This window comes from Eisenbergiella sp. OF01-20, from assembly GCF_003478085.1.
Lineage (GTDB): Bacteria > Bacillota > Clostridia > Lachnospirales > Lachnospiraceae > Eisenbergiella.
In genome coordinates this window covers 20,493-32,257 of sequence record NZ_QUES01000040.1, presented here as the reverse complement: position 1 = coordinate 32,257, position 11,765 = coordinate 20,493, and the positions used below count along the sequence as shown (strand labels likewise).

General features: G+C 45.3%; 14 protein-coding genes. 1 reads left to right on the top strand and 13 read right to left on the bottom strand.

Translation table 11 applies throughout. From position 1 onward, the window contains the following. Position 1: 1 nt before the first annotated feature. The 7 genes from DXA36_RS28020 to DXA36_RS27990 form a co-directional block, all read right to left on the bottom strand. The gene (locus DXA36_RS28020) at positions 2-883 is read right to left on the bottom strand and encodes a carbohydrate ABC transporter permease (RefSeq protein WP_118682565.1); all 882 of its coding nucleotides are present in this window, start codon (positions 881-883) and stop codon (positions 2-4) included. Positions 884-955: 72 nt separating this feature from the next. Then, the gene (locus tag DXA36_RS28015; protein ID WP_330425115.1) at positions 956-1,879 is read right to left on the bottom strand and encodes an ABC transporter permease; all 924 of its coding nucleotides are present in this window, start codon (positions 1,877-1,879) and stop codon (positions 956-958) included. 12 nt (positions 1,880-1,891) lie between these two features. After that, positions 1,892-3,565: an extracellular solute-binding protein gene (locus tag DXA36_RS28010; protein ID WP_118682564.1), complete on the bottom strand. Its 1,674-nt coding sequence runs from the start codon at positions 3,563-3,565 to the stop codon at positions 1,892-1,894. A 331-nt stretch (positions 3,566-3,896) separates the two neighbouring features. Further along, on the bottom strand, positions 3,897-4,853 hold the full coding sequence (locus DXA36_RS28005) for a hypothetical protein (protein ID WP_243114760.1): 957 nt from the start codon (positions 4,851-4,853) through the stop codon (positions 3,897-3,899). A 65-nt stretch (positions 4,854-4,918) separates the two neighbouring features. Further along, a complete protein-coding gene (locus tag DXA36_RS28000) occupies positions 4,919-5,185 on the bottom strand; it encodes a hypothetical protein (protein ID WP_118682563.1) in 267 nt (88 codons plus the stop codon). A gap of 360 nt (positions 5,186-5,545) precedes the next feature. Next, a complete protein-coding gene (locus DXA36_RS27995) occupies positions 5,546-6,121 on the bottom strand; it encodes a GNAT family N-acetyltransferase (RefSeq protein ID WP_118682562.1) in 576 nt (191 codons plus the stop codon). 183 nt (positions 6,122-6,304) lie between these two features. Beyond that, the gene (locus DXA36_RS27990; RefSeq protein WP_118682561.1) at positions 6,305-7,027 is read right to left on the bottom strand and encodes a DUF5131 family protein; all 723 of its coding nucleotides are present in this window, start codon (positions 7,025-7,027) and stop codon (positions 6,305-6,307) included. 343 nt (positions 7,028-7,370) lie between these two features. Here DXA36_RS27990 and DXA36_RS27985 point away from each other — a divergent pair, with 343 nt between their 5' ends. After that, positions 7,371-8,267 carry an NAD(P)/FAD-dependent oxidoreductase gene (locus DXA36_RS27985; protein WP_182479290.1) on the top strand — a complete coding sequence of 299 codons (897 nt, stop codon included), beginning with the start codon at positions 7,371-7,373 and terminating at the stop codon, positions 8,265-8,267. A gap of 88 nt (positions 8,268-8,355) precedes the next feature. Here DXA36_RS27985 and DXA36_RS34120 read toward each other — a convergent pair whose 3' ends face one another. The 6 genes from DXA36_RS34120 to DXA36_RS27960 all read right to left on the bottom strand — a co-directional run bounded on the left by DXA36_RS34120 (position 8,356) and on the right by DXA36_RS27960 (position 11,753). Then, the gene (locus DXA36_RS34120; RefSeq protein ID WP_334295109.1) at positions 8,356-8,628 is read right to left on the bottom strand and encodes a hypothetical protein; all 273 of its coding nucleotides are present in this window, start codon (positions 8,626-8,628) and stop codon (positions 8,356-8,358) included. Further along, positions 8,558-9,037, bottom strand: coding sequence for a hypothetical protein (locus tag DXA36_RS27980; RefSeq protein ID WP_321012104.1), 480 nt, complete (start codon positions 9,035-9,037; stop codon positions 8,558-8,560). The genes DXA36_RS34120 and DXA36_RS27980 overlap by 71 nt, the downstream gene beginning before the upstream one ends. 161 nt (positions 9,038-9,198) lie before the next feature. After that, positions 9,199-10,017 (bottom strand): anti-sigma-I factor RsgI family protein, encoded by an 819-nt coding sequence (locus tag DXA36_RS27975; RefSeq protein WP_118682560.1) that lies wholly within the window; start codon positions 10,015-10,017, stop codon positions 9,199-9,201. Beyond that, positions 10,007-10,492, bottom strand: a complete 486-nt coding sequence (locus tag DXA36_RS27970) for an RNA polymerase sigma factor (protein WP_118682559.1) — start codon at positions 10,490-10,492, stop codon at positions 10,007-10,009. Before DXA36_RS27970 ends, DXA36_RS27975 begins: the two co-directional genes overlap by 11 nt. A 43-nt stretch (positions 10,493-10,535) precedes the next feature. After that, on the bottom strand, positions 10,536-10,886 hold the full coding sequence (locus tag DXA36_RS27965) for a hypothetical protein (RefSeq protein WP_118682558.1): 351 nt from the start codon (positions 10,884-10,886) through the stop codon (positions 10,536-10,538). A gap of 138 nt (positions 10,887-11,024) precedes the next feature. Beyond that, entirely contained in the window at positions 11,025-11,753 is a 729-nt protein-coding gene (locus DXA36_RS27960) for an MBL fold metallo-hydrolase (RefSeq protein ID WP_118682557.1), read from the bottom strand. Between the last annotated feature and the right edge of the window lie 12 nt (positions 11,754-11,765).

Below are 11,765 nucleotides of genomic sequence, written 5' to 3'. Positions count from 1 at the left end.
CCTAACCTTTGACGGATCCGACGGTCATGCCTTTCACAAAATATTTCTGTGCAAACGGATAGATAAGCATGATCGGAATGAGCGAAATGAATATTTGTGCGCAGCGGATGGTCCTGTCATCCACAACAGAAAGCAGCTTTATCTCATCGATACTTAACAGACTCAAGTCTCTTTTCACAACAACCGTATATAAATAAGAGGCCAAAGGATAGCTGGACGGGAAATTTGAAAAAATCAGTCCGTCAAAATAGCTGTTCCACTGTGTTATGAAGGAAAACAAAGTCAATGTGGCAATCGATGGTTTGGCACACGGAACATATACGCGGAAGCATGTGGTAAATTGGCCGGCCCCGTCAATAATCGCCGCTTCTTCTAATTCTTTTGGTATGCCGCGGAAGAAATTGATCATAAGTACAATATTATAAACCGACAGAATCGTAGGCAGGATCAATGCCCATATGGTATCCATTAAATGAAGGTTGGTTATCAGCAGGTACCCCGGTATCAGCCCGCCGGAAAACAGCATGGTAAAGAAAAACAGCCATACATAAATTCCCCTGGCCTGAAGCTGCTCCTTCTCCTTTGACAGCGGATAGGCAATGAGGATCGTAAGAATCATCGACATCGGCACCCCTATCAAGACACGCTCCGCACTTTTTAACAGGGATGTCCAGAATTCCTTTTTTTCAATAACATATTGATATGCCATTGTGGTAAATTCTACCGGCCAAAGTGTAACCTTTCCTGCGGCTACCGCTGTTGCGCTGGAAAAAGACATTGCCAAAATAGTCAGCAGAGGCAGTACACATACTAATGCCAGTATCGATAAAACCATATAATTGATAACGCAGAAAACTGCGCGGCTCTTTTTTATTTTTTTCATATATATACCCTTTGACCGCTTCCGCGGACATTCATTCAATATTCGGAAGGCGCTTCCTTCCCTTCTCTCTCATTAAAAAATACGGTAATTTGAAAATTTATATGCCAGGTAATACGAGGTTGAAATAAAAATGGTTGAAATAATCGATTTGAATAACCCCACCGCCGTGGCAGCACCATATTGTGCATCAATAAGGCCCAACCGGTAAATAAAGGTATCCAGAATATCCCCGCTCTCATAAACGGCTTTGGTATACAAATTGAATACCTGGTCAAAACCTGCATTCAAAACATTACCAAGACTCAATACCATCATAAGTACAACAATCCCCCGGATTCCGGGAAGGGTAATATGCCATATTTGCTGCCAGCGGTTGGCCCCGTCCGTTTCCGCCGCTTCGTATAAACTGGTATCCACACCCACAATAGCCGCCAGATATACAATTGCATTATAGCCGAAGGTTTTCCATACATCCGTAACAATTAAAGTCCCTTTAAAATATCTGTTATCCCCCAGAAAAAAGATACTTTCCCCTCCCAGGGAGGTTATGATGCCATTTACGATTCCCGATCCCGGAGACAGCAAATCTATGAAAATCCCTCCCAAAACCACCCAGGATAAAAAATACGGCAGATATACAATGGTCTGGATGGTCTTTTTGAATCGCATATGACGGACTTCATTTAACAACAAGGCAAAAACAACAGGAACCAACAGGCCGAGCACTATTTTCCAGGCAGCAATAATAACGGTATTCCCCATCGCCTGTTTAAAACCCGGCAGGGAAAACACATAAGTAAAGTTATCGAACCCTATCCATTCCTGCTTTCCGAACATCCCTTTGCTGGGAATGAATTTTTGAAAAGCAATCACAAGACCCGCCATGGGAACATAATTAAAGATAAGAATCAGAAGGATCCCGGGAAAAAGCATTACATGCAGGGGGAGTTCTTTTCTGAATTTGGATAAGGAGTATTTATTTCTTTTCTGGTTCACGTTGCCACCTCTTTATTTATTGGCAGAATACCATTCATTAACCTCTGCCGTCATATCATTACCGCCTGCGGTTTTCCATTCCTCAACCACTTTATCAAATGCATCTATCGTTTCCTGTCCGGAAATAATCTTGATAAAAGTCTGATCCAGCATATCGTCCAAAGTGGACTTTCTGGCAGTCATAATTTCCCCGGGTGCTGAAACGAATTTATTATAGACAGGAGCTGCTTTTTCCGGGTCCTGATACTGCAGCAGGATACTCTGACCGCCCTCTTCCCCAAATACGCCGAGCCATCCCCACATACTGTCATCACCCTGCAGCGCCTTATAGCAGTATTCCCACATGGAATATTGTTCTCCTGTTAAGTCTCCGGGTTCTCCTGTTTTTAACGGCTCCGCAATCGCTTTGGTTGTGGCCTGGTTTTTGTCCGGCGTGCTCGTTATCCCAACCGGTGCGAGTTTCCATACCCCTTCCACGCCGTTTCCGGGATTTGCATACACTGTATATTCATTCTTTTCCGGATCAAATACTTTTTCACAATACAGATTCATTAATTGGATTAACGCTTCCGGGTGCTCACAGTTTTTGCTGACCACATACCAGCTTGTGGTTGCCATTTCAATGCCGGGCGCAGCTTTTTCGCCGGTCTCCTCCATCGGTATCATGAACGGCTTCCAGTCCGCTTCCGGGATGGCATTTTTAACCGTCTGCAGAAAATCCAGAGGGGTTGCATGAAAACCATACATGGCTCCGCACTTACCGTTCACAAGCGCTTCCGCCGCTTTCTGGTTATCATTGACATAAAATTCCGGATCGATTAATCCGTCCGCGTAAAGCTCTGCCAAAACGCCCAGCGCCTGCTTCATCTCCGGTGTCGTACTGCCGTAAACCAGGCTGCCTTCCTCATTTTCTACCCAATAGGTGGGGTATGCATGGTATGCGTTGCAAATCCCCTTTATATCAAACTGGTTCCCATACAGATCGTTCCCCATTTCAAGCCCTACGCCGCCTTCCCCTGCATAGTCCTTGAATGCACGCAGCACTTCCTTTAATTCCTCCATAGTTTCCGGTGCACGCAGATTTAAGGCATCCAGCCAGTCCTGGCGAAGCCACAGAATCTGCGCCCTCTCAATATCGCAGTCGGAAATAGGCAGGCCATAGACCGCTCCATTATAGGTAACTGCATCAAAGGCGCTCTCCCCCACATTTTCATACAGTTGTTTTACATAATCGCTTGCATATTCATCAATATAGGGTTTTAAATCCACAATCAGTCCCGCATCCACCAACCTTTTCAGGTCTTCTTTTCCCACGCTCGCTATGTCCGGGATTTCGCCGCTTGAAATTGCCGCATTGAATTTTTGTTTATAGAGATCCCCATCCGATGCGATCCAAAGATAGGAAACATCATATCCTAATGTGTCTGCGATTAACTCTGTCCAGATATTATCTTCGTATGTACTACCTTCCATTTTTGCAAAAACACTGGATTCTATTGTGGAATCCTGTGCCCTGACAAAGGTAACCGGAATAAGGCCTTCCGCCTGAGCAGTACCGCTTTCCCCTGCATTCAGGCTCTCCTGCGTCTTTTCCGTTTCCCCGCTTGCCGCGGTACTGCCGCAGCCCCCAAGCGCAGCGGCCGCCAGCATAATACTCATACAAATTGCAACTGTTTTCCTTTTCATTTTAACCTCTCCTTTTTTATATTCAGCTGTGGCATCCCATCCCCTTGCGGGACAACAACAACTGTTTCCTCTGTCTTTCGCTTCGTTTTTACAATCTAACCTTACTACGAAATTATTTTTTTATCTGTCGTATTTTTTTCCAATAATATCGTTTTTTGACGTAAGCGTTCCGTGTTGGACGTTCTGTCTTGAAACAGGAATGGGAGCATGTATCCATTCCCCAATGGTTACAGGAAAGCACAAAAAAACAGCAAGCCTTTATGAAAGACTTACTGCTTGATGAGCTGCAACGGGGAATATGGAATTGTCATTTGCATGTTGTGACAATGGCTTATAAATGCCCCTGAATCGTTTTATAATAATGAAGGTTTTTTATGATCCAATCAGATTTCCACCAATTCTTACTGATGCTCCATTCCTCCGGATAATCTGCCCACGACCAGGTTATGGCCCAGGTTCCATCCGGCTCCTGCGAATTTTCAAGGAACGAACACTCATACTCACATAGCAACCTGTTCTCCTCATAGAAATCGCTTCCTTTCGAACGGATAAAAAGGGACGGCTTGCATACATAATCCGTGGCCCATTTATCGGTATCGTAAGTTATTACATGCTGCAGCTGCTTTTGCAGCATGTCTTTGAATATCTCCAAATCTATAAGTGTGTCTGTAGAGCTTTCCTTCAGATAGTCATACAATTTTACAAAACAGAAAACTGTATGGGCGGATTCCATTGGAAAATGCGCTTTAAAATAATCATAAGCCTCTTTTGCAAGATTACAGGCTACTGTATAGAGTTGGCTCTCCCAATCTGCAAATTTCAAAATAAAGGCAATGAGACACGCGGTTGGGTTATAGGACGGTTCCGCGGCCGGGGCATACTCCCACCACGGCGCATGAGGAGCGTCGTTATTAGATATTATGGTGTTGGCCCAGGTATGGCCGTCAAAATCCTTTCCTGAGGATAAATAACGAAGAATGCCCTGCACGACAGGATGCCTTTTATCCTCAAGCCCGATCTCCCGGATGATTTCCGTTGCAACCCATGTCTGGATTGGAGAAGAATCCGGATTCCAGCAATCAGGTTCCAGGGCATGGCCAAAGCCGCCATCGTCATTTTGATATACCTCCAATGCGGATAAAATATCTTCTTTACTACCGCCTTCAAATAAATACTTCCATCGGGCAATATCCAACGGCCTCGCATTTTTATAAATAAAGTTTCTGGCTTTCTTATAGTTCACAATATATTCCTTTCTCACCAACAGTATAGGACGGATTGTTTTCATTGCTGCTTCCTCAACTCTATCGTCTATACTCTGTTACACTTGCCGGCAGACATGAATTAAACTGGTTACCTCTTCTTACATTTATTATATACTTTTATTCCCAATCCGATAATTAAGTAGATTATAATACCATCAATCAGAAGTGCTAAAGGATTTAAATGCATTGACATCAACGGATTTATTCCCATACTCCCATTATGAATCGAAAGAAATGATATCGGAAATCCAACTTTATATTGAGAACCGTTATGGACAGTAAAAGGTAAAATATAAGACAAAACAATCTCTATCCAAAATGCACAATTAAAAATATTCCAATTAATTCTTTTCATTTAGCCCTCCTTGATAACTCCCCATAAGTCGTTCTGCTTATCTTCCCGGCAAATAAGAAGCTGCGTGCCGGGTATTACATCTGATAATATCGGCAATTATCGTGCAACGTCTTTCTCTGAACTTCCCCGGAACAGGCAGCCAAGCTGCCAACCAGCGCGAATACTGCAATTGTAGGTCAAATACCCCGCAGCAAGCTAACGGGGCATCAAACTTGTTACGCAGCGAGCGCAACGAACTAAAGTTCGTGGGTATTTGACCCTCGCGGCAGTCGCCAAGTGGATGCACGAGTGCATCCGTTTGGCTCGTTGCCCGCGGGAATAAAGAATCTTGTCATGTATCCCTCCTGTTTTACCAAATATTTACAGCTTTACGCCGGCGCCCGGCTTTCTCACACTTTGATCTGCCGCATATAAATAAAATTCCATATCCACATTCCTAAAACTTTTACTGTCTTTATCGATAATATTCATACCATTTCGAACGGCAACATTTTGAGAGGCTGTATTTGTGTTCCTGATAATGGAATAAACCGTACTTGCTTTTAGAACTGAAAAAGCATATTCCCTGCAAGCAATTGCCGCTTCCGTTGCATACCCTTTGTGCCAATACGCTTTTTGGAACAAATATCCTATTTCCAAAATTTCTTTTTCTCTCCAACCCTGCATGGTTAAACCGCACTGACCAATCATTTCGTTCGTTTCTTTTAATACAACAGCCCAGAGTCCAAAACCATATTCTTCATATCTTTTAAACTGTCTGTTAAGCCAATTCTGTGCTTCTTCCAAGCTGAAGGCACTTTCATAAGCAACACGCATTACTTCCTCATCACACATTATCCTGCATAATGCATCATAATCTGCCTGCGTCATTTCCCGAATAAAAAGACGCTTTGTTTCTATCAGGAATTCTCCGTCTTCCACCTTTTTATCAGACATTTGCACGGCCTCCTTATCTTCCGCTTTGCCGCCCCGTTCAACTCCTTTTATCCCTTTGCACCGCCAAAAGGAATTATCCTTACGGATTCAACCGGAATTCTATCTGCCTTGATTATAGCACCCGGCTGCCCATGCTGCTACATCTTTCCTCTTTAGTTTCCGGATATGCAATGCCGGTTTTACTTAAAATAACCGCTTTCCGTCAGAAATGTCAATGCCAAGCTCTTTTGCCCTGCCGGTCTGCTTATATGGATTTATTTTTTCCACGATTCCGTCATGCCTGAAAAATGAGCCTGTATTTTTAAACCAAAAAGTCACATCCGCTTTTACGCATTGCCCACGGATATCCAGCACCCAGTCATAATCACACACTCGCGCATCCCTTCCCGTCTCACCGCCAACGGTAACATGGTTCACCCCATGGAGAAACGGAGTTAAATCCATGGCTTCCAGAAGCGGGGCGCAGGCTATAAACCGCCGTTTGATGGGATAGGATAAAAACAGGGGCAGCCGGTAATCCGCCGATGCCTGGTTTTCAACCGTACAGCCAATATTCACATTATCGTAACCCGCACCCCAATCAGAGGGAAGCGATATGGGAAAACGGTCGATACGTTTTGTCAGGATCAAAAAATCAATATCCGTCCGTTCCCGGATCATAGCCCAGGCTTCTTTCCTCCACGCATCCGCTTCCGGCAGGAAAAAATCGGTCGCAAAGCAGGTCGCAAGGATTTTGTTCCCTTTCATGTTATACTCGCCCTTCGTATTTTTCCTGACCGGCCAATCAAATTTATCCGTCTTTTGAATGGTATTCTGACCATAGCGTTTTGCATGCGGTCCATAAAAATAGCAGTTCGTACAACCGTCGCTAATCTTGTAACAGCCTGTCCACGGTTCCCAGTTCATAAGCATCCTCCTGTATCGATGCAGATATTTCTTACCTGCATTCCTTGTCCGGGGAAATTATATAATACATCTCCTTCCTATTATAGTAAAAATGCGACAGGTTTACTCATGGAATGGAAAACGCTGTCCCGGCCCGTATGACTTTGAACATACAGAATTTCAGGCACCTGTTTCTCATGTGCTATCATAACAAAATATTATCCGAATATTAAAATAGATAATTTTTATTTTTAGTTTATCTGCGGTATAATTTTTTCAGGAAAGCAGGAAACGCCCCGGAACAGGTAAGCCTCCCGGCGCTTTGCCTGCAGGCAAAAATCAATTCGGAAAGGAATGGAATATCATGTACGATATCATTATCATCGGCGGAGGCCCCGCCGGAATCAGCGCGGGAATCTATGCGGTCAGCCGCGGAAAAAAGACACTTATCCTGGAAAAAGCCCAGATAGGAGGAATCATCGGTAAGGTCTCCACCGTTACCCATTATTCCGCTATTATCGAAAATGAATCCGGCATGACCTTTGCCGAACGCCTCAAAAGGCAGGCACTTCATGCAGGGGTTGAGATACGCTATGAAAATGTGGTGAACACCGTTCTTACGGGAGATATTAAGAGCGTCCTCACAGAAAACGGAAGCTATCAGGCCCGTAAGCTTATCCTGGCAAACGGAAGCACACCCCGAAAGCTGGGTATCCCGGGTGAAGATGCCCTCGCAGGCAAAGGGATGGGTTTGAACGCCGCAAGGGACGGCGCGGTTTATGCCGGCAAAAATATGTACGTAATAGGCGGCGCCGACGGTGCGGTAAAAGAAGCCCTTTACCTCTCCCAATTTGCCAGAACCGTAACTATCCTCCATTTTGAAGAACAGCTGGGCTGCATTGCGGAATTTAAAGATAAAATACAAAAAAGCAGCAATATCACCCTGCGCCTTTCCTCACGCCTTCAGGCTGTCCGCGGCAGGGAACAGGTGGAAGCCCTGGAAATAGCAGATGAAAAGACCGGAAGCCTGGAACTGCTCACTGACCCTGGCTGCGGCATATTCGTTTACGCAGGAACCGTCCCCAATACCGATATTTATACCGAACTTTCTCTGGAAAACGGATATATCCCGGTAAACGAAAAGATGGAAACGGCAATCCCCGGTGTCTATGCCGCCGGAGATATCCGCGTCAAGCAGGTTCGCCAGGTCGCTACCGCGGTTTCGGACGGGGCGGTCGCAGCTATCAACGCGGCGTGTTAACCGCAGGGCACGGCGGTATATAAAATCAATATGCCGCCATGCTGACAGAGAATACCTTCTATCCATTGTAATGGAGATCGAAAGCCAATTATTCCATTCTTTCTATTTTAGAAAAAGCTTCTTCCGTCTTTACCACCGGACAGATAAAATCCTTTACCATTGCCGTATATTTTTCCTGTTCCTGCCTGAAGAATCCGGTCAATGACCCATAATCCCCATTCTGCTGCGCACGGTTGAGACACTCATAGTATTCTGCTTTTCTGTCGTCCCCGATAATAAATGGCATAACATTACTCCTTAAGCACTCTTTGAACAGGATGAGCCGGCCCGTCCTCCCATTGCCGTCCTGAAAGGGGTGGATTTGACGATGTTGTGATGTCGGAAACCATGTTCCTTCTGTTTTTATATTCCCCAATGGGGTAGCCATTTGCGATGTCCTCAAACACTCCTGCTTTTAAGCGGTAATGATATGCCTTGATCAGTTCCTGGCTCAGCTGTTCCTCACAAGTGTCCAGCATATAGCTAAACATGGTAAAATGCCCGGTCATCTCTTCCACATCTTTAGCCCGAAAGATGCTGCCGTCTGCCCGGATGGTACCTGTCTCAAAAATGGATGCCGTCTGCTTTTCTGTCAGCGTACTTCCTTCGATCCGGTTGGAATTATATGCCAGCTTCCTCTGTGTAAGCGCGTAGACTCCGCTCCTGTCATGTCTCTTTGCTTCAATATGAAGCCTGTCTTTTAACAGGTGAATCATTTTATTTTGTTCCATTCTGCCTGCTCCTTTATAAACGGCATCCTTTTCGCCTTTTAATCTATTTCTTATTATATCGCAACAGGTTCTGAGTAAGCAACCGGAACCTCTGCCCTCCGTACCGCTATTACCACAAAACGCTGCTGTTCACTCCGTGATCCGTAATATGGATATACCTATCAGTGATGTTCTTCCCCGTCCTCATGCCCATGATGATCCATACTCTCCTGATCCGGCTTATGGCTCTCATCTTCTCCGGCGCTGTCCTCCTTTGCAGCATTGCCGGCATCTGTGCCATTTTCTTCATGATGGCCGCCGCAATGCTCCTCCGTAAGCTCTTTGATTTCACTTATGGAATGCTCCGCGCACTGTTCATAAGACGCCGTGGGATCCACCTCCTGCAATTGTGTAATGGCAAGATATTTAGCCGGGCTGAGATTGTAGTCATGGGCACTGTCCCTGACCTCCCTGGATACTGCAAAAACATCTGCGGAAGCCGTGGAATGATGGGAATCCAGCAGCGTATCCACCGATTCCCGGATCTCTCCCAGCATTCTCTGTTCCGTATTTCCATTGCCGGTCTGTACGGTAACGGATACCAGGCCGTCCGGAGCCAGATATCCCTGACGGATCATTTCATCCAAAAGCAGATGGACTGCCTGTTCCCAGGATTGGCAGCGGACATCCATATTCTGCAGGATCGCCGCGCCGTCGTCATTATAGGGAGCAGCTTTCAGAACAAAGCCATAACGGTTCAGCGTAAGCGCGATAGACGGATTCACATCCATATCCACATAGGCACTGGGAGTGAAAAAGGAAAAGCCCCCTATGAGCAGGAAAACGGCAAAAGCGGCGCAAACAGCTGCCAACCGCTGCCGGTAAATCCGGCGGGGACGGTTTCTCTTGCGTGCTTCCGCCTTCAGATAGTCTGCCGTTTTTTCCTTCAGGCTGTCTCCGGCCTGGATTTTGTCAAAGGCATTGCGAAGCTTATTTTCCATTCCACTCACCTCCCAGCTGTTTCCTAAGCTCTTTTCTCGCCCGATCAAGCCATGTATAGATTGTATTTTCACTCCGTTTCAATATGCCGGCTATTTCGACCGCCGTGTAGCCTTCATAATAAAACAGATAGATGACATTCCTGTACTTGGGAGGAAGCTGCAGAACTACCTCCAGTAATTCTTTTTCCTCCTCCTGCATATAGAATGGCTCGGTATTTATTTCCTCAAGAGAACGAACCCTTCTGCGGAAAAAGCTCTTCAGCACATCCTTGCATACATTGATGGCAACACGAATAAGCCATGCCTTTTCATGGGCATCGCTTTCAAAAGATGAGGGATGGAGAAGGTACTTAAGGAACACTTCCTGAAATACATCCTCCACATCCGCATCGTTTTTCAGATACATAAAACAGATACGGCGGACCGTGTCCGCATAAAGTTCAAGGGCACGGTTCACCTCAGCTTCCTTGCGCATGGCATCTCCCGCTTGCTTATCAGAGAGGGGAATTTCCTGTTACTTAATGATGGGTTCCGTTATGATGGGAAGCATTGCTGCAGCTGCCGCCGTTCGTATTATGAGGCAGGCAGACGGTTCCGTTGTGGTCATGTGATCCGGTTTCCGTACAGCCCTCCGCCGTACAGGCCTGGTGATAATCGTGTCCGTCTCCCAGATAATGTCCGGCATAGGTAGTCCCGTCATGCTGATGGTTCCCGGTAGTATTGCAGTCTGCTGTATTACACAGGGAATAACCTGTGACTGCCGGCAGACTTCCGCCGTTGTTATGTCCGTGACCATGTGCCAATGCCGTTAAGGGCATGGCGATAACCAGGATGGCAGACAGGGTAAGAGCAGCGATTGTTTTTTTCATGATTGGTTCCTCCATTTTTCTTTGTTCTGATAGATATACGAATGGGAGGAGGATATCCTTTCAAAAAAACAATAAATTTTAAAAATATTTTATATCCTGTCTGAATGAAAAGCAAGACTCTTATATCCCTATGCAATTTTATTCTATCACGACTGATGGCTGACGCCATTCCTCCAGCGCAGCCCGATATGCATCATTCATAATCCTGCTGCCGTCCTGCAGGCATAATTGATAATGCCCCGGTAAAATGATATCGCACTCAAATTTTGAAAAACGTCTGATCGAATCAAAAAATATATCTCTATTATAATCGATACCACCTTCCCAGCCTAATGTTGCTCCTGTACAATCGGGTGCAACATTCAGTACATCTCCCGTAAAGTAAATAACCTTCCCTTCCAGTTCGAGACGATAGAATACGGAGCCGTCCGTATGGCCGGGTACCTCTGTAACTTCAAAACAGAGATTTCCTGCCTTTATACTATCGCCATCTTTTACTTTTATGTCAACAGGGCATGGAACATATTGCTTTTTTTTAGGAAAAGGAGCATAATCACAGATTTCTGTAATGATTCCTTTCTCAACCGCATCCGCATCCCTGACCCCCGCCACAATCTTTGCCCCCATCTCCCTGAATCTGTATGCATTCCCAATATGATTAAGATGCTTATGGCTTAAGAGAACATAGGATATCGGGTATTTCTCCAGTCCCCAATATCTCATATTCTCAAGAATCAGTTCATACTCTTCTTCCGTTTCAGCGGAATCAATAAGAACTAACCCATTATCCGTCTTTACTGCAAAAATATTGGCAATATTGGCATAGGCTCCGCCCAGCACCTGATATACGTTATTCATTATCTGCATGGCTTACCCCTC